Raw genomic sequence first — 18,689 nt, 5'->3', positions numbered from 1 at the left:
CTTAACGGTTTTCCAGGCTCGCTGCACGAGCGTAAGGCAGAGCGCTCTCAGTACCTTTCAGTGCAGCCTGTTGAGCATGTTGGCGCAAGTAGCCCGGCAAACGCTGATCGTGCCAGCCCGGCTGAGCTTGCAATACGCCGTTGGCCATAGGACCAGTGGCTTCCGAGCTCTCATTATAGCCTGCCAAAACAGCTGGACCCTTGACCTGAGGAACGGCCAGACCCGGTTGAGTGGAGTGCTGAGCCAACTCGACACCCGCGATCTCGTCCTGGTTGTACAGACGAACACCTGCCAACACGGCGACGGTAACCGAAGCGGCTACAGCGAGGCGACCCAGGCTGCGCCATGGACCACGGGAGACTTTCGCCGGTACGGCTTCATCAGCCAACGCAGCAGAAACGGCCGCTGCAATGTCCAGACGTGGAAGCAGCAGATCCTTGTGCATCACTGCCCGAGCGATTTGATAACGAGCCCATGTTTCACGGGTTTCAACATCGTCAAAGGCATTCAATACCCGACGCAATTCCAGTTCGTCCGCTTCGTTATCCATCACTGCGGACAGCGATTCCTGCAGGGCTTCACGACTCATGGCGTTCCTCTCTTGGCTGTCGCCGCTGTCTCAGTTTTCCTGCAACAACGGCTGCAGGGCTTTATCGATGGCCTCCCGAGCGCGGAAAATCCGGGAGCGCACGGTACCCACCGGACACTGCATGACTGCCGCAATGTCCTCGTAACTCAGACCATCAAACTCACGTAAAGTTAAAGCCGTACGCAAATCTTCCGGCAGTTGCTGAATGGTTCGATGGACGGTGCCTTCGATCTCATCCCGCAGCAATGCACGCTCAGGCGACTCGAGATCCTTGAGGCCATGATCGCCATCGTAGAACTCTGCATCTTCGGAACTGACATCGCTATCCGGCGGCCGACGGCCGCGTGAAACCAGATAGTTTTTCGCCGTGTTGATGGCGATGCGGTAAAGCCACGTGTAAAACGCGCTGTCCCCGCGAAAATTTCCAAGCGCACGGTACGCCTTGATAAAGGCTTCTTGTGCCACATCCTGGGCTTCATGGGTGTCGTGCACGAAACGCACGATCAACCCGAGAATTTTGTGCTGATATTTCAGCACTAGCAGATCGAAAGCTCGCTTGTCGCCGCGCTGAACGCGTTCGACCAGCTGCTGATCCTCTTCCTGGGTTAGCATGAACTCTCCTCGATAAGCTCGGAGGAAGCTTGCATAACTAAACGACCAGACTTGCAAACATAGACTCGGGCTTTTCGCAAAAGTTCTCCCCCTCCAAGCAAGTTTCCTGCGGGCTCTGATTTGGCACGCACGAAAAGCGCAGCTCGGCATAACCCGGCTGCGCGAATAATCTTGTCATCGGATTCGCCGGCAAGGATCAAACCGCAATCCTGCATTGAAGCCGACACTGTCCCTTGATTCAGGCAACGGTCTATTGATCTTGGGCCTTTGGCAAAAGTTCCAAATATTTATAGCTGCGCAAGACCGACATTGTGCAACCGTGAATGGAAAAAGACTGTTAAATCGACGATACAGTCTTCTTGTCGCCGAACCGGTCGAAAAATCATCCGACGAAGCGTCAAGTCTTTTCCGTCACAGTAGTTTCACAATGCCATGTGACCTCGGCTATTGTGCCGCTCCCCCCTCTATATACTAGTGCGCTGTGTGGCCGCCTTGACTCGCCGATGCGGGAGTCATGCGCCAACCCCGACCCGGGTCGCTTTGAGCGGAATCCTGAAATGAGCCAACAGTTTCAACACGATGTTCTGGTGATTGGCAGCGGTGCTGCCGGTTTGAGCCTTGCGCTGACCTTGCCCGATCATTTGCGCATTGCCGTACTGAGCAAAGGCGACCTCGCCAATGGCTCGACCTTCTGGGCCCAGGGCGGTGTCGCTGCCGTGCTGGATGACACCGATACCGTTGAATCCCATGTCGATGACACCCTGAATGCCGGCGGTGGCCTGTGCCACGAAGACGCCGTGCGCTTCACCGTCGAGCACAGCAAAGAGGCCATTCAATGGCTGATCGATCAAGGCGTGCCGTTCACTCGCGATGAACAATCCGGCACCGAAGATGGCGGTTTCGAGTTTCACCTGACCCGCGAAGGCGGTCACAGCCATCGGCGCATCATTCACGCCGCCGATGCCACCGGCGCAGCGATTTTCAGAACCCTGCTCGACAAAGCCAGACAGCGGCCCAACATCGAGTTGCTGGAACAGCGGGTCGCCGTCGATCTGATCACCGAGAAGCGCCTGGGCCTTGAAGGCGACCGCTGCCTCGGCGCCTACGTGCTCAACCGCGGCACCGGGGAAGTCGACACCTACGGCGCACGCTTCGTGATCCTCGCGTCTGGCGGCGCAGCCAAGGTCTACCTCTATACCAGCAACCCCGACGGCGCCTGCGGTGATGGCATCGCCATGGCCTGGCGTTCGGGCTGCCGGGTGGCAAACCTGGAGTTCAACCAGTTTCACCCGACGTGCCTGTATCACCCGCAAGCCAAGAGTTTCCTGATCACCGAAGCCCTGCGCGGCGAAGGTGCGCACCTGAAGCTGCCCAATGGCGAACGCTTCATGCAGCGATTCGACCCGCGCGCCGAACTGGCGCCACGGGACATCGTCGCCCGGGCCATCGACCATGAGATGAAGCGCCTGGGTGTCGATTGCGTTTATCTGGACATCAGTCACAAGCCGGAAGCGTTCATCAAGACGCACTTCCCGACGGTGTACGAGCGCTGCCTGGAGTTTTCCATCGACATCACCAAGCAACCGATTCCGGTGGTTCCCGCGGCGCACTACACCTGCGGCGGCGTGATGGTCGATCAGCAGGGCCGCACCGACGTGCCGGGGCTGTATGCAATTGGCGAAACCAGTTTCACTGGCCTGCACGGCGCCAACCGCATGGCCAGCAACTCGCTGCTGGAATGTTTCGTTTACGCACGCTCGGCAGCGGAAGACATTCTTGAGCAGTTGCCGCAGGTTTCGATTCCGGTCGCCCTGCCCGTCTGGGATGCCAGCCAGGTCACCGACTCGGATGAAGACGTGATCATTGCGCACAACTGGGATGAACTGCGGCGATTCATGTGGGACTACGTCGGCATTGTGCGCACCAACAAGCGCCTGCAACGTGCGCAGCACCGCGTGCGGCTGTTACTGGACGAAATCGACGAGTTCTACAGTAACTACAAGGTCAGCCGGGATTTGATCGAGCTGCGTAACCTGGCCCAAGTGGCGGAACTGATGATTCAGTCAGCCATGGAACGCAAGGAAAGTCGCGGCCTGCATTACACCCTCGACTACCCGAACCTGCTGCCGGAGGCGCTGGACACTATTCTGGTGCCGCCCACCTACGCCGACTGAACGTGAGCCGAACCCGCAGGCGTCGGTGCACATCCGCCGCCTGCGAATCCCGGGGCACACAGATCGCCCGGACCCGCCGCTCGCCCTGCAGGCGAAAACGCAGGACGACGACCAGCGGCAGCGCGAGGCTGTCCGGCCGTAGCTGAACCGCCTGCCAACCCGCCGCCTGATTCCACAACTGCCAGCCATCCGCATCGCGACGCAAGCCGCGAAACGCCTGTGGGTGTGTCAGTAAAATCTGGCGCGGCAATGCCAAAACGCAATGAGCCAGGCAGCAAAAAGCGCCGAGCAAGCTGGCCCAGACCGGTATGGCAAGCAGAAACAACGCACCCAGCGCGAACAGCTGGGCCAACAGATACGCCGCCAGCAACTGCCCAGAGGCATGCCAGCGGCATTCGAACGCATTACTTGGGCTGGACACGATCCAGGATCATGCGAACCATGCGCTGCAGCTCCGGATCTTCCGACTCGGCGCGTTCCATGAACCAGCCGAACATGTCCTGATCTTCGCATTCGAGCAGCTTGCGGTAGCAATCGCGGTCGACATCATTGAGGTGCGGGTAGACCTCTTTCACGAACGGCACCAGCAACACGTCAAGTTCAAGCATGCCGCGGCGGCTGTGCCAGTAGAGGCGATTCAGTTCAACATCTTCGACCATGGAGCGCTCCTCAAATAGGCGGCAAGTATACAGCCCCGGACACCATCGAACAGTCGGCTTTGGTCGGGCACTGTCGACCTTTTGTGAACTACCCATTTCATGGGCGCCCCCTTATGATGTCCCCCAGACTCTTTTACCCTGCGATCTCCCATGGCCGATTCTGCTTTTTTCTGCACCCTGTCTCACGAAGGCGTTCTCGCGGTCCGCGGCGCGGATGCCAGCAAATTTCTGCAAGGCCAACTGACCTGCAACCTCAATTACCTGAGCGACACCCAGGCCAGCCTCGGCGCGCGCTGCACCCAGAAAGGCCGGATGCAATCGAGCTTCCGCATTCTGCTGCAAGGTGATGGCGTGCTCATGGCCATGGCCACCGAGCTGCTGGAGCCGCAACTGGCGGACTTGAAGAAGTACGCGGTGTTCTCCAAATCGAAATTGACCGATGAAAGCACTGCCTGGGTCCGCTTCGGCGTTGACCATGGCGATGCCGCCCTGATCGGCCTGGGTCTCGAACTGCCGGCGGACACCGACAGCGTGGCGCGCAATGACGGATTGATCGCCATCCGCGTTTCACCGGACCGCGCCGAACTCTGGGTTGCCGCCGATCAGGCCGACGTCATCAAGGGCCGGTTATCAGCTGTGCTGACCGAGGGCGATCTCAATCAATGGCTGCTGGGCCAGGTCCGCGCAGGGATCGGCCAGGTGATGCCGGGCACACGCGAATTGTTCATTCCGCAGATGCTCAATCTGCAGGCCGTCGGCGGCGTGAGCTTCAAGAAAGGTTGCTACACCGGCCAGGAAATCGTTGCGCGGATGCAGTACCTGGGCAAACTCAAGCGCCGCTTGTATCGTCTGAAGCTGGACGCCAGTGCATTGCCTGAACCCGGCACCCCCTTGTTTTCCCCGACACACGGCAGTTCCATCGGCGAAGTGGTGATTGCCGCGCACGCCGGACAAAACATTGAACTCCTGGCCGTCTTGCAAGCCGAAGCGGCGGAAGGTGGCGACGTCCATCTCGGCGCGATCGAAGGGCCGGCCCTGCATCTGCTTGACTTGCCTTATGAACTGGATCGCGATCGCGAGATCCAGCGTTAACAGCAGTACTTGTTGCAACACCCTAGAGAAAAGAAATGAGCGATTTGGCGGATAAGGTCCAACAGGATTTGGTTGAGGCCATCGATAACGATGACCTGGTTCTGCCAACGTTGCCGGAAGTGGCCCTGCAGATTCGCAAGGCCGCTGAAGACCCGGAAATAAGTGTCAGCACCCTGAGTAAAGTGATTGGCCGTGATACGGCGCTGTCGGCGCGCCTGATCAAAGTGGTCAATAGCCCGCTGCTGCGCGCGACCCAGGAAGTCACTGACTTGCACACGGCAATCACGCGCCTGGGCGTCAATTACAGCAGCAACCTGGCCATCGGTCTGGTCATGGAGCAGATTTTCCATGCGCGCTCTGACGTGGTGGAGAAAAAGATGCGCGATGTCTGGCGCAAAAGCCTGGAAATCGCCGGGGTCAGCTACGCGCTGTGCCGCAGTTACACGCAGCTCAAGCCTGATCAGGCGGCGCTGGGCGGGCTGGTGCATCAGATTGGTGTACTGCCGATCCTGACCTACGCCGAAGACCACTACGAGCTGCTGTCGGACCCGGTCAGCCTGAACCATGTGATCGACCACATTCACCCGCTGCTCGGCGATAAGCTGCTCAGGGTCTGGGAGTTTCCGGAAATGCTGGTACAGGTGCCGGGGCTGTATCTGGACTTCAAGCGCGAGTCCGAGCGCGTCGACTATGTGGATCTGGTGCAAGTGGCCAGTTTGTATTGCCACAAGGACACCGACCACCCCATCGCCCGTATCGACCCGCTCGGCGTGCCGGCCTTCAAGAAGCTGGGAATCGACCCGGAGAATGAGTCGATGTGCAGGGACCTGGAAGAATCGCGGTCGATGTTCTATTAAAAGCTTCGCGGGCAAGCCTCGCTCCTACAAGTTCGATGACGACCTGTAGGAGCGAGGCTTGCCCGCGAAGATGCCACCATTATTCTCCCGCGATAAAACTCACCCGCACCTTCAACCCCGCCTGCTCGCCATCGTGCAGGCTGATCTGTGCCAGATGCGCGCGGCAGATCTCGCCGACAATCGCCAACCCCAACCCCGACCCGGCCACCTGCTGGTTGCGCCGATAGAAGCGCTCGAACACCCGATCACGCTCTTCCAGCGGAATCCCCGGCCCGTCATCCTCGACCTCCAGCACCGCCGGTGCCGAGACCCGCAGGATCACGTTGCCGCCGGGCGGCGTATGGGCCAGTGCGTTGTCCACCAGATTGCTCAACAGCTCGTTCAGCAGCGTCGGCTCACCGCGCAGCCACACCGGTTCGTCGGCTTCCAGCGCCAGCGCCACGCCGCGGGCATGGGCCAGCGGCGCCATCGCCATGCCCAGTTCCCGGGCCAGCTGACTCAGATCGAGTAATTGCGCACCGCCCTCGGCGATCGCCCGGGCACCGTTTTCGACACGCGCCAGCGACAGCAATTGGTTGGCCAGATGGGTCAGACGATCCGTGCCTTGCGCTGCCGTTTCCAGCGTGTTGCGCCAGGTTTCGGGTTCGCCCGAACGCAGGCCGAGTTCAAGTCGCGCCTTGAGCGCCGCCAGTGGCGTGCGCAGTTCATGCGCAGCATCGGCAATGAACTGCGCCTGACGTTCGAACTGCCCGCGCAGGCGCTCGGTAAAGTGATTGAGCGCACGCACCAATGGCCACAATTCTCGCTGCACCTCCACCAGCGGCAGCGGCCGCAAGTCATCGGACTGGCGCTCTTCCACCGCCGTGCGCAAGCGTTCCAATGGACGCAACGCCGCACTCACCGCAAACCACACCATCAGCAACGCGCCGACCGCCAGCATGCCCAGCCGCAACAACGTGTCTGCCGCCAGGCTACGGGCCATGCTGACGCGTGCCTCGTCGGTTTCCGCCACGCGAATTTCCGCCATGCCGTTCATGTTCGGTTCGCTCACGGGTTTGAGCAGGCTGACCACCCGCACGTTCTGCCCCCGATACGTCGCGTTGTAGAAACGGGCAAGCGCCGGATAGTCATCGGTGCGCGGCGTTCCCGGTGGTGGAGCGGGAAGGTTTTCGTAGCCGGAAATCAGGTTCTGGTGAATGTCGTTGACCAGGTAAAAAATTCGCCCGGCACTGTCGTAGGCAAACGTATCCAGCGCCACGTAAGGCACATCGGCACTGAGTGTTCCGTCACGCTGGGACACCCCGGCGGCGATGGTTCGCGCCGAAGCCAGCAGCGTCCGGTCATACGCGGTATCGGCGGCTTCGCGACCATTCCAGTACGCGCTCAATCCACTGGCCAGCATCAACACCACCAGCAACAGCGCGAGGTTCCACAGCAACCGCCAGCGCAGGCTGCTGGGCTTATGCATCGCGGCTTTCCAGCAAGTAGCCAAGACCGCGGAACGTCACGATGGCGACCGGTTGGCCGTCGAGCTTCTTGCGCAAGCGGTGGACGTAGATTTCGATGGCGTCGGGGCTGGCCTCTTCGTCAAGACCGAACACCTGGGCGGCCAGTTGTTCCTTGCTCATCACCCGACCGGGACGCGCAATCAGCGCTTCGAGCACCGCTTGTTCGCGGGAGGTCAGGGTCAGCAATTCGTCACCGAGAGTGAAGCGTCGGGTGTCCAGATCGTAAGCCAGCACACCGCAGGTCTGCTGCCGTTCGCCGCCGAGCACACTGCGACGCAGCAAGGCTTTGACCCGGGCTTCGAGCTCGGTCAGTTCGAACGGTTTGGCCAGGTAATCGTCAGCGCCGAGGTTCAAGCCATGCACACGATCCTTGACGTCGCTGCGGGCGGTCAGCATCAGCACCGGCAGGTTCTTGCCCCGGGCCCGCAAGCGCGCCAGCACCTCGAAGCCATCCATGCGCGGCAGGCCGACATCGAGGATCGCCATGGCGTATTCCTCGCTGCTCAGCGCCAGGTCGGCGGCCACGCCGTCGTGCAGCACATCCACGGTCAGCCCGGTGCTCTTGAGCGCCTGGGCGACACTGTCGGCGAGTTGCAGATGGTCTTCGACGAGCAGAACACGCATGGATCTTTACCTCATTCAGGGATGTTCGACGCCATTCTTTGGCGCGGAGTTTACAGCCGCATCCGCCGCTGTGAAGCCCGAAAACCGTGAAAGTCCGCTGAAAGGTTAGTGAAAGGTTCGACCGTTAGAGTCGGCCCACGGATGGTTTCGACTGAAAGCCATCGATCGTGCTTTGAAATGTAGCTCCCGAAAAACGCCTCGATGCGTTTTCGCCAATAAGAACAATAACGAGGTACTTCGCCATGCTGTCCACACAGCCCCAGGTTTGCCCGCCTCATCTCTTTTTTCAATTCCCGTCGTTTACGTTTGTCAGCGCCATCAACGGCTGCGCGACGCGAAACTGCCGCACCTGAAACATCCCCAAAAACAACAACTCCCGTGGAGACAACAATGAATCGATCACTGCGCCGTTTCGCCCTCGCCGCCAGCTGCATGCTGTTTGCCGGCCAACTGATGGCCGAGCCCAAGCGCCCGGAATGCATCGCCCCGGCCTCGCCCGGCGGCGGTTTCGACCTGACCTGCAAACTGGCGCAAAGCGCGCTGATGAACGAGAAACTGCTGAGCAAACCGATGCGCGTGACCTACATGCCCGGCGGTGTCGGCGCAGTGGCGTACAACGCGGTGGTCGCTCAGCGTCCGGCCGACGCCGGCACGCTCGTGGCGTGGTCCAGCGGCTCGTTGCTGAACCTGGCCCAGGGCAAGTTCGGTCGCTTCGATGAAACCAACGTGCGCTGGCTGGCAGCGGTCGGCACCAGCTACGGCGCCATCGCGGTGAAAAGCGATTCGCCTTACAAGACCCTCGACGATCTCGTTCAGGCGCTTAAGAAAGATCCAAGCAAAGTGGTGATCGGTTCCGGCGGCACCGTCGGCAGCCAGGACTGGATGCAAACCGCGTTGATCGCCAAGGCCGCCGGGATCAACCCGCGCGATCTGCGTTACGTCGCCCTCGAAGGTGGCGGCGAAATCGCCACCGCGCTGCTCGGCGGCCACATCCAGGTCGGCAGCACGGACATCTCCGACTCCATGCCGCACATCCAGAGCGGCGACATGCGCCTGCTGGCGGTGTTCTCCGATAAGCGCCTGGACGAGCCGGAAATGAAAGACATTCCGACCGCCAAAGAGCAAGGCTACGACATCGTCTGGCCAGTGGTTCGCGGTTTCTACCTCGGGCCAAAAGTCAGCGATGAAGACTACGCCTGGTGGAAAGACTCCTTCGACAAACTGCTGGCTTCCGATGATTTCGCCAAGTTGCGCGATCAGCGTGAACTCTTTCCGTTCGCCATGACCGGCCCGGAACTGGACACCTACGTGAAGAAGCAGGTCGCGGACTACAAAGTGCTGGCCAAAGAGTTCGGCCTGATTCAGTGATCGCCTCTGTCTAGCGGCTGCGGCCCCGCACTGCGGGGTCGCGGCACAGGAGTTCCCCATGCTCGTACAACGCATTTTCGCATCGGTGCTGCTGCTGGCCTGCGCCAGCCTGGTGCTGATGGCCTGGCCCTACCAGGCGCCTTTTTCCTACGAACCGATCGGCCCTCGCGCCTTCCCCTTGCTGATGCTGGGGCTGATGGGAATGGGCTTGATCTACATGGTGTTTCGCCCGTCCCCGATCAAACACTCTGAAGAAGACCCGCCGCTGGACCGTGAAACCCTCCACAAGATCGGCCGCTGCGTGGTGCTGCTGCTGGTGTTCGCCGGCCTGTTCGAACCGTTGGGCTTCATCCTCAGCAGCATTTTGATCGGCATTCCGATGGCGCGCCTGTACGGCGGACGCTGGTTGCCAAGCGCAGTGATCATCAGCCTGATGAGCATCGGTCTGTACCTGCTGTTCGACAAAGTGATGGACGTGCCGCTGCCTCTGGGCCTGCTCGACGTTCTGGAGAACTGAAATGGATACGCTTGGTTATTTGAGTCACGGCTTCGGCGTCGCACTGACCCCTTACAACCTGGTCACCGCACTCAGCGGCACGCTGATCGGCACCGTCGTCGGCCTGCTGCCCGGCCTCGGTCCGATCAACGGCGTGGCGTTGCTGATCCCGATTGCATTCGCCCTCGGGCTGCCACCGGAATCGGCACTGATCCTGCTGGCTGCGGTTTACCTGGGTTGCGAGTACGGCGGCCGGATCAGTTCGATCCTGCTGAACATTCCGGGCGAAGCGTCCACCGTCATGACCACCCTCGACGGCTACCCGATGGCCCGTCAAGGCATGGCCGGTGTCGCGCTGTCGCTGTCGGCGTGGAGTTCGTTCATCGGCGCCTTCATTGCCACGTGCGGGATGGTGGTGTTCGCGCCGATCCTGGCGAAATGGGCGATTGCCTTCGGTCCGGCGGAATATTTCGTCCTGATGGTGTTCGCGATTGTCTGCCTCGGCGGCATGGCCGGTGATCGACCGCTGAAGACCTTTATCGCGGCGCTGATCGGCCTGTTCCTGTCGACCGTCGGCATCGACGCCAACAGCGGTGTCTACCGTTTCACCGGCGACAACATCCACCTCACCGACGGCATTCAGTTCGTGGTATTGGTGCTGGGCCTGTTCTCCATCAGCGAGATTCTGTTGCTGCTGGAAAAAACCCATCGCGGCCAGGAAGCGTTCAAAGCCACCGGCCGCATGATGTTCAACTTCAAGGAAGCTGCGTCGGTGTTCTGGGTGAACATGCGGTGCGGTGTGCTGGGTTTCATCATGGGCGTTTTGCCTGGCGCCGGTGCAACACTTGCCAGCGCCGTGGCCTACATGACCGAGAAACGTATCGCCGGCCCAAGCGGCAAATTCGGACAGGGCGACAAGCGCGGTCTGGCCGCTCCGGAAACCGCCATCGGTGCTGAAGCCTGCGGCGCGCTGGTGCCGATGCTGACCCTGGGCGTTCCCGGTTCGGGCACGACGGCGGTGATGATCGGTGCGTTGTCGCTGTACAACATCACGCCGGGCCCACTGCTGTTCCAACAGCAACCGGACATCGTCTGGGGCCTGATCGCATCGTTGTTTATCGCCAACATCATGCTGGTGATCCTCAACATTCCGATGATCCGCATCTTCACCCGCATCCTCGCCGTACCGAACTGGGCGCTGGTGCCGATGATCGCAATCATCACCGCCATCGGCGTGTTCGCGGTGCATGCGACCACCTTCGACCTGTTCCTGATGATCGGCATCGGCATCTTCGGCTACATTCTGCGCAAGCTGGATTTCCCGTTGTCGCCGGTTTTGCTGGGCTTCATTCTCGGAGGTTTGATGGAACAGAATCTGCGCCGCGCACTGTCGATTTCCAACGGTTCGCTGGAGATTCTCTGGTCGAGCGGGATCACGCTGGGTGTCTGGGCGCTGATCGTGGTGATGTTGCTGGTGCCGATCCTGCGGATCTGGCGCAAACGTTCGGTCGCTCGTCGCGCGGTCGCCGATGTCTGATCGAACACCCTTCAAGGCCTGGTGGGGTACGCCGCTGGTCGGCGCGCTGGGCGGTTACCTGGCCAGCCAGATCGGCTGGCCACTGCCATGGATGGTCGGCTCGTTGCTGGCGATCATCCTCGTACGTTGCCTGACGCCCTGGCAATTGGCCGAAATCCCTGGCGGCCGCAAGGTCGGCCAGTGGGTCGTCGGCATCGGCATCGGCCTGCACTTCACCCCGGTGGTGATGGAGCAGGTGTTGAGCCACTTTGGCCTGATCTTCTTCGGTGCGTTGATCACCAGCCTGTCCGCCGTGGTCGGGGTCTGGTTGATGCGCCGTACCGGTGAGGATCGCGCCACCGCATTTTTTCCAGCATGCCCGGCGGCTCCGGGGAGATGGTCAACCTCGGCGCACGCAATGGCGCGGTGCTCAGTCGCGTAGCGGCCGGGCAAAGCCTGCGGGTGCTGGTGGTGGTGCTTTGCGTACCGGCGGCGTTCAAGTATTTGCTGGGCGACGGCGCACCGGTTTTTCATCCGACGGCCGTCAACTGGTGGTGGCTGGCCCTTCTATTTCCGGCGGGCGCCTTGGCGGCGTGGATTTGGGAGCGTTTGCGTCAACCCAACCCATGGCTGTTCGGGCCGTTGCTGGTGAGTGCGGCGGTGAGCATTGGTTGGGATCTGCACATTGGTTTGCCCAACGGCGGTAGCCAGATTGGCCAATGGCTGATCGGCAGTGGCTTGGGCTGCCACTTCAATCGGCAGTTTTTCCGGCGTGCGCCTTCGTTTATGGGGCGGACGTTGATTGGTACGGTGTTGACCATGTTGATCGCCACGGCGGCAGCCTTGGGATTGAGTGCGCTGACACATCTGGATTTGCGTTCGCTGACCCTGGGCATGATGCCCGGCGGGATTGCGGAGATGAGCCTGACGGCGGAGACCCTGCAATTGTCGGTGCCGCTGGTGACGGCGATGCAGGTGATGCGGTTGTTGTTTGTGTTGTTTCTGGCGGAGCCGTTGTTCAAGTATTGGAACCGTAATCCGGATTCGGTCTGATAGACCGAGGTGTTCCCTTCGCGGGCAAGCCTCGCTCCTACAGGTTTTGCACGAAATCTGTAGGAGCGAGGCTTGCCCGCGAAGCTTTTCAGACTGGCGGCAACCTCCAATCAATCGGCGTCTCGCCATTCTGCTCAAGAAACTTGTTGGTCCGGCTGAAGTGCCCGCACCCGAGAAAACCGCGATAAGCGGACAGCGGTGACGGGTGCACCGACGTCAGCACCAGATGCTTGGTCGCGTCGATCAGCTTCTGCTTGCTCTGGGCATGGGCGCCCCACAGCATGAACACCAGATGCGGTTGCTGTTGGCTGACCACTTCAATGATCCGGTCGGTAAAAAACTGCCAGCCCTTGTCCTTGTGCGCATTGGCATTGGCCCGCTCGACGGTCATGGTGGTATTGAGCATCAACACGCCCTGATCGGCCCAGCTCTGCAGATAACCGTGATTGGGTATGTCGATGTTCAGGTCGCGTTTCAACTCTTTATAGATGTTCACCAGCGACGGTGGCGCCGGCACGCCCGGTTGCACCGAGAAGCACAAACCATGGGCCTGGCCTGGCCCGTGATACGGATCCTGACCGAGAATGACGACCTTGACCTTGTCCAGCGGCGTCGAGTTGAGCGCGTTGAAAATCATCGGGCCCGGCGGATAAATCTCCTTGCCGGCCGCACGCTCCTGTTGCAGGAAATCGCGCAACTCTGCCATGTAGGGCTGGTCGAATTCGGCACGCAGTGCCTCCTTCCAGCTCGGTTCGAGTTTGATACGGTCGTCAGCAGTCATGGTTACATCCGGCAAAAACAATGGGGCGAACCCTAGGAAAGCCCATCACGCTTGTCAATTGATCTGACGCAGATCCGGCACTTTCCTGCATTGCGATCATACTGAACGCTCAAATTCCCGATCGAGGTCACGATGAATCTGCACTTCGAAGAACTCACCGGCACCGATGGCGCCCGCATCGGCGTTGCCAGCCTGGATGCCGAAAAATCCCTGAACGCCCTGTCCTTGCCGATGATCAACGCCCTGCGCGATCAACTGGACGCTTGGGCCAAGGATCCGCAAATCGTCTGCGTGCTATTGCGCGGTCATGGCGCCAAGGCCTTTTGCGCCGGTGGCGAAGTGCGCAGCCTGGTGGAAGCGTGTCGCGCGCACCCCGGCGTAGTGCCCCCGCTGGCCGCAACTTTCTTCGCGGCGGAATATCGGCTGGACTTCAGCCTGCACACCTACCCGAAACCGCTGATCTGCTGGGGTCACGGTTATGTCCTCGGCGGCGGCATGGGCCTGCTGCAGGGCGCGAACATCCGTATTGTCACGCCGAGCAGCCGTTTGGCGATGCCGGAAATCAGCATTGGTTTGTATCCGGATGTCGGTGCCAGTTGGTTCCTGTCGCGCCTGCCCGGCAAGCTCGGCTTGTTTCTCGGCCTGACCGGCGCGCACATGAACGGTCGCGATGCGATCGATCTGGGCCTGGCCGACCGCTTCCTGCTCGATGAACAGCAAGAAGAGCTGATCGAAGGCTTGCTGCAATTGAACTGGCAGGAACAGACGCCGATGCAGCTCAACAGCCTGCTCAAGGCCCTGCAGCAGGAAGCGCTGGCGAAAATGCCCGAAGCCCAGTGGCTGCCGCGCCGCCAGCAGATCGACGAATTGCTGGACGTCAGTGATGTGCGCTGCGCCTGGAAAGCCATCAGCCAACAGCGTGATAGCACGGACCTGGTACTTAGCCGCGCGGCGCGGACCCTGAGTGAAGGTTCGCCGCTGACTGCTCATCTGATCTGGCAACAGATATCCCGCGCCCGGCATATGTCGCTGGCTCAGGTTTTCCAGATGGAATACACCTTGAGCCTCAACTGCTGCCGGCATCCGGAGTTCAGCGAAGGCGTGCGTGCGCGGTTGATCGACAAAGACCAGAAACCGCACTGGCATTGGCCTGATATCAATCACGTGCCGGATACGGTGGTGGAGGCGCATTTTCGCAAGGTCTGGGAAGGCCGGCATCCGCTGGCGGATTTGTAAGGTCACAAAACGAAATGTGGGAGCGAGCCTGCTCGCGATGACGGTTTGTCATTCATCAATGATGCGACTGACAATCCGCCATCGCGAGCAGGCTCGCTCCCACAGGTATTGCATTCAACTCATGTTATCGGTGGCTGCCTCGGCCAGAGTGATCGCCGCGACCGTAGTGGTCACCTCGTCCACCGTGATTGCGTCCGCCACCACGGTAATCATTGTTCCAATTGCCACGATTACGGCCATCCCAACCGCCCCGGCCATTGCCGTCCCAACCGCGCCCCTGGTGCGCCCGGTAATCGCTTCGTGGCGAAGGCTGGTAATAACGCGGTGCCGGTTGATACACCCGCGGCTGGTGGTAGTACCGCGGCGTTGGCTGGTAATAGCGGGCCGGCGGTGAGTAATACCGGCGCGGCGAGGTGTAGTAACCGCCACTGGAGTAGTAACCCCCGCCATCTGAGTAGTACGGCGCGGGGGACGTATAAACCTCGGAACTGTAGTAGCTGCCTCCTCCATCGGCATAAGGCACGCACGCGCCAAGTGACAATCCCAATACAGCCATCAGAAGAATTGGGCGGAGCTGTTTTCGACAGAGCATGGCGGCCTCCTGGACCGCGAGTGAGCCACACCAGCGACGCTGGCGAGCGACAGTCAATTATTCGCTGACTGTCGAAAGATCAGACATCGTTTTCGACATCCGGTGCGCCCTTGAAACAAGTTGAAACATCTAGCCGATGAAAGGTTTTTCATCTATTCACCCGCTGATTAATGGTGCCGCCCATGGTATCCACCGCCGTAATAACGAGGGTGATGCCCGCCCCAATAGTAGTAGCGATAGCCACCGTAAAAGCGCGGAACATAGTAATAACGCGGGCCGTAATAGTAGGAATACGGCGCATAGCCGGGATAGTAATAAGGCGTGGAATACACGTCGTAGGTGCCGGCGTAGTAGTAGCAGCCGGACAACCCGACACCGAGCACAACGCCCAGTAACAGTCGACGAAACATGGCGGCCTCCTGAAAGACCACAGCCGATACAGCCGGCTGACACCTGTTTTGACTGGCAATGCGTTGGCGAGTGCCGGACGACGCCTGACCTTCGGATCAGCGGCCAGCCACGCTGCATCTCAGTGCACGGGCGCACCATCACAACGCAGCGAACGGCCCTTGCGGCCTCCCGAAAAATGGCAATCCCCCGGCCCAGAGCGCTTCGAGCGACTTGGCACGGCTCTCGCTTTAGCAAACCCGTGCAGGAGTCATCACAGGTTCGCGGCACCACAATTTGCAATGGCTGACTAGGGTTCCGGCTCGCTAAGGCGAGTGGCTGGTCCGAGAGTTGGCGACCTCCAGTTGAGGTTACACGGCGGGACAAAAGCCCGGGAGACAAGCCACCGTTCGCGGTGCCGCGTTGACTCCTGCCCGCCCTTGATCAACTGGAGAACCACCATGTCCCGACTTCGTTTACCCGCCCTCCTCGCCGCTGCCTTCGCAGCCATCGTGAGCGTCTCGTCCCAGGCCGCGCCAAAAGACCACTTCAGCGTCTGCTGGACCATCTACGCCGGCTGGATGCCCTGGGAATACGCCGGCAGCCAAGGCATCGTCGACAAATGGGCGAAGAAGTACGGCATCAAGATTGATGTGGTGCAGCTCAACGACTACGTCGAATCCATCAACCAATACACCGCCGGCCAGTTCGACGGCTGCACCATGACCAACATGGACGCGCTGACCATTCCGGCCGCCGGCGGCGTCGACAGCACCGCGCTGATCGTCAGCGATTTCTCCAACGGCAACGACGGCATCGTGCTCAAGGGCGACGGCAAGAAAGTCGCCGACCTCAAGGGCATGGACGTCAATCTGGTCGAGCTCTCGGTGTCCCATTACCTGCTGGCGCGGGCCCTTGATTCGGTGGACCTCACCGAGAAAGACCTGAAAGTGGTCAACACCTCCGACGCCGACATCTCCGCCGCTTTCAACACGGAGCAGGTCAACGCCGTCACCACCTGGAACCCGATGCTCTCGGACATCAAGGCCAAGCCGGGCGTGACCGAAGTGTTCAATTCCAGCCAGATCCCCGGCGAGATCATGGACATGATGGTGGTCAACAGCGCCACCCTCAAAGACAACCCCGCCCTGGGCAAGGCACTGACCGGCGCCTGGTTCGAAGTGGTCGAGTTGATGAACGCGAAAAACGCCGCCAGCAAGGCTGCGCTCGAACACATGGCCAAGGCCTCGGGCACTGACCTCGCGGGTTTCCAGGCGCAACTAGACACCACCAAACTGTTCGCCACACCGCAAGAAGCCCTGGCGTTTTCTACCAGCAAGCAACTGCCGGAAACCATGCGCAAGGTCGCGGAGTTTTCCTTCCAGCACGGCTTGCTCGGTGAAGGCGCCAAGGACACCAGCGCAGTCGGCATGGCCTTCGCCAACGGCGTGACCAGCGGCGACAAGAGCAACCTCAAGCTGCGCTTCGATCCGAGTTACGTGCAGATGGCTGCCGACGCCAAGCTGTAACAAGAGGACCTGGCCATGCGCCTGATCAATCGTCACCCGGATCGCCCGAGTCGCCTGTTGTTGGTGATCCTGCCGTTCGCCCTGGTGCTGTTCGCCTACTTCATGGGCTCGGCCGAACGGCTGCTGGACAACCCTAACGACAAGCTGTTGCCGAGCGCCGTGCAAATGACCGACGCAGTGAAGCGCCTGGCGTTCACTGCCGACAGCCGCACCGGTGAATTCGTGCTGTGGCAAGACACCGCGTCCAGCCTGCGGCGCCTGGCCATTGGTCTGGGCATCAGCGCGTTGGCCGGGTTGTGCCTGGGCATCGCCGCCGGCACGTTGCCGCTGTTCGGCGCGCCGTTGTCGCCGTTGCTGACGGTGCTGTCGATGGTGCCGCCGCTGGCGATCCTGCCGATTCTGTTCATCGTCTTTGGACTGGGGGAGTTATCGAAAGTGATGCTGATCGTCATCGGCATCACCCCGTGTCTGGCGCGGGATCTGGAACAGCGCGCCCGGGAAATACCGGTCGAGTTGCTGATCAAGGCCCAGACCCTCGGTGCATCGACCTGGACGCTGATGCTGCGCGTGGTGCTCCCGCAATTGCTGCCGCGCCTGCTGATCTCGTTGCGGCTGATGCTGGGTTCGGCGTGGTTGTTCCTGATCGCCGCCGAAGCCATCGCTTCCACCGACGGCCTCGGCTACCGGATTTTCCTCGTGCGCCGTTACCTGGCGATGGACGTGATCCTGCCGTACGTGGTGTGGATCACCCTGCTCGCCTGGCTGATGGATTGGGGCCTCAAGCGCCTGACTCAACGTGCGTTCCCTTGGTATGAAGGAGCCCGCGCATGAGCTTCATCACGGTAAAAAACGTCTGGCAGCAATACGCCGATCAAGTGGTGCTCGAAGGCTTGAACCTGAACGTCAACGAGGGTGAGTTCTGCACCTTGGTCGGCGCGTCGGGCTGCGGCAAATCGACCTTCCTGCGCCTGTTGCTCGGCCAGGAACGCGCCAGTCGCGGCGAGATTCTGCTGGACGGTCAACTGCTGGCCGGCGAACCGGATTCGAGCCGTGGCGTGGTGTTCCAACGCTACTCGGTGTTCCCGCACCTGACGGTGCTGGACAACGTCGCCCTCGGCCTCGAACTGCCGCGCTCACCGCTGCTTGGGCGCCTGTTCGGCAGCGCCAAAAAAGACGCCCGCGAACAGGCCTCGGTGCTGCTGCAAAAGGTCGGCCTCGGCCACTCGCTGGACAAGTACCCGGCGCAACTGTCCGGCGGTATGCAGCAACGGTTGGCCATCGCCCAGGCGCTGATCATGAAACCGCGGGTGTTGCTGCTCGACGAACCGTTCGGCGCGCTCGACCCGGGCATCCGCAAAGACATGCACGCCATGCTGCTGGAGCTGTGGCGCGAGACGCAACTGACGGTGTTCATGGTCACCCACGACCTGTCCGAAGGTTTCAGCCTCGGCACGCGACTGCTGGTGTTCGACAAGGTCCGCGTCGACCCGCACGCCCCCGGCGCCTATGGCGCGCGCATCACTTACGACATCCCTTTGAACAGCGACCGCCGCGCCACACGCGCCGCCGTCGATGCCTTGCCGGAAACACTGGCAGGCGCGCTTCGCACCGCTTAA

The 18,689-nt window shown here is 60.8% G+C and carries 19 protein-coding genes, 1 pseudogene and 1 riboswitch; of the genes and pseudogenes, 11 read left to right on the top strand and 9 right to left on the bottom strand.

The window, feature by feature from the left end; all coding sequences use genetic code 11:
* Position 1: 1 nt before the first annotated feature.
* Entirely contained in the window at positions 2–589 is a 588-nt protein-coding gene (locus tag K5R88_RS28345; protein ID WP_008034916.1) for a sigma-E factor negative regulatory protein, read from the bottom strand.
* Positions 590–619: 30 nt separating this feature from the next.
* Positions 620–1,201: an RNA polymerase sigma factor RpoE gene (rpoE, locus tag K5R88_RS28340; RefSeq protein ID WP_007944079.1), complete on the bottom strand. Its 582-nt coding sequence runs from the start codon at positions 1,199–1,201 to the stop codon at positions 620–622.
* A 557-nt stretch (positions 1,202–1,758) separates the two neighbouring features.
* On the opposite strand from rpoE, the gene nadB reads away from it, so the two are divergent.
* Positions 1,759–3,375 (top strand): L-aspartate oxidase, encoded by a 1,617-nt coding sequence (gene nadB, locus K5R88_RS28335; RefSeq protein WP_008034915.1) that lies wholly within the window; start codon positions 1,759–1,761, stop codon positions 3,373–3,375.
* Here the strand turns inward: nadB and K5R88_RS28330 are convergent.
* Together K5R88_RS28330 and K5R88_RS28325 are read right to left on the bottom strand one after the other, a co-directional pair.
* Positions 3,344–3,796 (bottom strand): protein YgfX, encoded by a 453-nt coding sequence (locus K5R88_RS28330; protein WP_223449590.1) that lies wholly within the window; start codon positions 3,794–3,796, stop codon positions 3,344–3,346. The genes nadB and K5R88_RS28330 overlap by 32 nt on opposite strands.
* A complete protein-coding gene (locus tag K5R88_RS28325; RefSeq protein ID WP_007944081.1) occupies positions 3,780–4,034 on the bottom strand; it encodes an FAD assembly factor SdhE in 255 nt (84 codons plus the stop codon). Before K5R88_RS28325 ends, K5R88_RS28330 begins: the two co-directional genes overlap by 17 nt.
* Before the next feature lie 150 nt (positions 4,035–4,184).
* On the opposite strand from K5R88_RS28325, the gene ygfZ reads away from it, so the two are divergent.
* Both ygfZ and K5R88_RS28315 read left to right on the top strand, forming a co-directional pair.
* Positions 4,185–5,126 (top strand): CAF17-like 4Fe-4S cluster assembly/insertion protein YgfZ, encoded by a 942-nt coding sequence (gene ygfZ / locus K5R88_RS28320; RefSeq protein ID WP_226298770.1) that lies wholly within the window; start codon positions 4,185–4,187, stop codon positions 5,124–5,126.
* 35 nt (positions 5,127–5,161) lie between these two features.
* Positions 5,162–5,983, top strand: coding sequence for an HDOD domain-containing protein (locus K5R88_RS28315; protein WP_008034910.1), 822 nt, complete (start codon positions 5,162–5,164; stop codon positions 5,981–5,983).
* Positions 5,984–6,062: 79 nt separating this feature from the next.
* Here K5R88_RS28315 and K5R88_RS28310 read toward each other — a convergent pair whose 3' ends face one another.
* Positions 6,063–7,451, bottom strand: coding sequence for a sensor histidine kinase (locus K5R88_RS28310; protein ID WP_008036011.1), 1,389 nt, complete (start codon positions 7,449–7,451; stop codon positions 6,063–6,065).
* Positions 7,444–8,115: a response regulator gene (locus K5R88_RS28305; protein WP_008034908.1), complete on the bottom strand. Its 672-nt coding sequence runs from the start codon at positions 8,113–8,115 to the stop codon at positions 7,444–7,446. The genes K5R88_RS28310 and K5R88_RS28305 overlap by 8 nt, the downstream gene beginning before the upstream one ends.
* Positions 8,116–8,505: 390 nt before the next feature.
* On the opposite strand from K5R88_RS28305, the gene K5R88_RS28300 reads away from it, so the two are divergent.
* The 4 genes and pseudogenes from K5R88_RS28300 (at position 8,506) to K5R88_RS28285 (ending at position 12,548) form a co-directional block, all read left to right on the top strand.
* Positions 8,506–9,483 carry a Bug family tripartite tricarboxylate transporter substrate binding protein gene (locus K5R88_RS28300; protein WP_008036010.1) on the top strand — a complete coding sequence of 326 codons (978 nt, stop codon included), beginning with the start codon at positions 8,506–8,508 and terminating at the stop codon, positions 9,481–9,483.
* Positions 9,484–9,541: 58 nt separating this feature from the next.
* Complete coding sequence (locus K5R88_RS28295) at positions 9,542–10,000, top strand: tripartite tricarboxylate transporter TctB family protein (protein WP_008034905.1); 459 nt, start codon at positions 9,542–9,544, stop codon at positions 9,998–10,000.
* Position 10,001: 1 nt separating this feature from the next.
* On the top strand, positions 10,002–11,516 hold the full coding sequence (locus K5R88_RS28290; RefSeq protein WP_008034898.1) for a tripartite tricarboxylate transporter permease: 1,515 nt from the start codon (positions 10,002–10,004) through the stop codon (positions 11,514–11,516).
* A pseudogene (locus K5R88_RS28285) lies at positions 11,509–12,548 on the top strand (AbrB family transcriptional regulator). Before K5R88_RS28290 ends, K5R88_RS28285 begins: the two are co-directional and overlap by 8 nt.
* A gap of 88 nt (positions 12,549–12,636) precedes the next feature.
* Here K5R88_RS28285 and ung read toward each other — a convergent pair.
* Positions 12,637–13,329: a uracil-DNA glycosylase gene (gene ung, locus K5R88_RS28280; RefSeq protein ID WP_008025785.1), complete on the bottom strand. Its 693-nt coding sequence runs from the start codon at positions 13,327–13,329 to the stop codon at positions 12,637–12,639.
* A 132-nt stretch (positions 13,330–13,461) separates the two neighbouring features.
* Between ung and K5R88_RS28275 the strand changes: the two genes are divergently transcribed.
* Positions 13,462–14,565, top strand: coding sequence for an enoyl-CoA hydratase/isomerase family protein (locus K5R88_RS28275; RefSeq protein WP_226298769.1), 1,104 nt, complete (start codon positions 13,462–13,464; stop codon positions 14,563–14,565).
* A 124-nt stretch (positions 14,566–14,689) separates the two neighbouring features.
* Here K5R88_RS28275 and K5R88_RS28270 read toward each other — a convergent pair whose 3' ends face one another.
* Positions 14,690–15,157 (bottom strand): hypothetical protein, encoded by a 468-nt coding sequence (locus K5R88_RS28270; protein ID WP_008036217.1) that lies wholly within the window; start codon positions 15,155–15,157, stop codon positions 14,690–14,692.
* Between the two features lie 167 nt (positions 15,158–15,324).
* Positions 15,325–15,567, bottom strand: a complete 243-nt coding sequence (locus tag K5R88_RS28265; RefSeq protein WP_226298768.1) for a hypothetical protein — start codon at positions 15,565–15,567, stop codon at positions 15,325–15,327.
* A 276-nt stretch (positions 15,568–15,843) separates the two neighbouring features.
* A riboswitch (guanidine-I (ykkC/yxkD leader) is annotated at positions 15,844–15,944 on the top strand.
* A gap of 61 nt (positions 15,945–16,005) precedes the next feature.
* Between K5R88_RS28265 and K5R88_RS28260 the strand changes: the two genes are divergently transcribed.
* The 3 genes from K5R88_RS28260 to K5R88_RS28250 are packed head-to-tail and all read left to right on the top strand — an operon-like array spanning position 16,006 to position 18,689.
* Complete coding sequence (locus K5R88_RS28260; RefSeq protein WP_008025779.1) at positions 16,006–17,073, top strand: putative urea ABC transporter substrate-binding protein; 1,068 nt, start codon at positions 16,006–16,008, stop codon at positions 17,071–17,073.
* A gap of 15 nt (positions 17,074–17,088) precedes the next feature.
* Positions 17,089–17,904 (top strand): ABC transporter permease, encoded by an 816-nt coding sequence (locus tag K5R88_RS28255; RefSeq protein WP_226298767.1) that lies wholly within the window; start codon positions 17,089–17,091, stop codon positions 17,902–17,904.
* Positions 17,901–18,689: an ABC transporter ATP-binding protein gene (locus K5R88_RS28250; RefSeq protein ID WP_226298766.1), complete on the top strand. Its 789-nt coding sequence runs from the start codon at positions 17,901–17,903 to the stop codon at positions 18,687–18,689. The genes K5R88_RS28255 and K5R88_RS28250 overlap by 4 nt, the downstream gene beginning before the upstream one ends.

It is taken from the genome of Pseudomonas sp. MM213, assembly GCF_020423045.1.
Classification (GTDB): Bacteria; Pseudomonadota; Gammaproteobacteria; order Pseudomonadales; family Pseudomonadaceae; genus Aquipseudomonas; species Aquipseudomonas migulae.
Note: the sequence above shows the minus strand (reverse complement) of the source record. Positions and strands in the feature narration are given on the sequence as shown.

Coding starts and splice junctions, on each gene's coding strand:
- K5R88_RS28345 (WP_008034916.1), bottom strand. CDS start 589: ATGAGTCGTGAAGCCCTGCAGGAATCGCTGTCCGCAGTGATGGATAAC.
- rpoE (WP_007944079.1), bottom strand. CDS start 1,201: ATGCTAACCCAGGAAGAGGATCAGCAGCTGGTCGAACGCGTTCAGCGC.
- nadB (WP_008034915.1), top strand. CDS start 1,759: ATGAGCCAACAGTTTCAACACGATGTTCTGGTGATTGGCAGCGGTGCT.
- K5R88_RS28325 (WP_007944081.1), bottom strand. CDS start 4,034: ATGGTCGAAGATGTTGAACTGAATCGCCTCTACTGGCACAGCCGCCGC.
- ygfZ (WP_226298770.1), top strand. CDS start 4,185: ATGGCCGATTCTGCTTTTTTCTGCACCCTGTCTCACGAAGGCGTTCTC.
- K5R88_RS28315 (WP_008034910.1), top strand. CDS start 5,162: ATGAGCGATTTGGCGGATAAGGTCCAACAGGATTTGGTTGAGGCCATC.
- K5R88_RS28310 (WP_008036011.1), bottom strand. CDS start 7,451: ATGCATAAGCCCAGCAGCCTGCGCTGGCGGTTGCTGTGGAACCTCGCG.
- K5R88_RS28305 (WP_008034908.1), bottom strand. CDS start 8,115: ATGCGTGTTCTGCTCGTCGAAGACCATCTGCAACTCGCCGACAGTGTC.
- K5R88_RS28300 (WP_008036010.1), top strand. CDS start 8,506: ATGAATCGATCACTGCGCCGTTTCGCCCTCGCCGCCAGCTGCATGCTG.
- K5R88_RS28295 (WP_008034905.1), top strand. CDS start 9,542: ATGCTCGTACAACGCATTTTCGCATCGGTGCTGCTGCTGGCCTGCGCC.
- K5R88_RS28290 (WP_008034898.1), top strand. CDS start 10,002: ATGGATACGCTTGGTTATTTGAGTCACGGCTTCGGCGTCGCACTGACC.
- ung (WP_008025785.1), bottom strand. CDS start 13,329: ATGACTGCTGACGACCGTATCAAACTCGAACCGAGCTGGAAGGAGGCA.
- K5R88_RS28275 (WP_226298769.1), top strand. CDS start 13,462: ATGAATCTGCACTTCGAAGAACTCACCGGCACCGATGGCGCCCGCATC.
- K5R88_RS28270 (WP_008036217.1), bottom strand. CDS start 15,157: ATGCTCTGTCGAAAACAGCTCCGCCCAATTCTTCTGATGGCTGTATTG.
- K5R88_RS28265 (WP_226298768.1), bottom strand. CDS start 15,567: ATGTTTCGTCGACTGTTACTGGGCGTTGTGCTCGGTGTCGGGTTGTCC.
- K5R88_RS28260 (WP_008025779.1), top strand. CDS start 16,006: ATGTCCCGACTTCGTTTACCCGCCCTCCTCGCCGCTGCCTTCGCAGCC.
- K5R88_RS28255 (WP_226298767.1), top strand. CDS start 17,089: ATGCGCCTGATCAATCGTCACCCGGATCGCCCGAGTCGCCTGTTGTTG.
- K5R88_RS28250 (WP_226298766.1), top strand. CDS start 17,901: ATGAGCTTCATCACGGTAAAAAACGTCTGGCAGCAATACGCCGATCAA.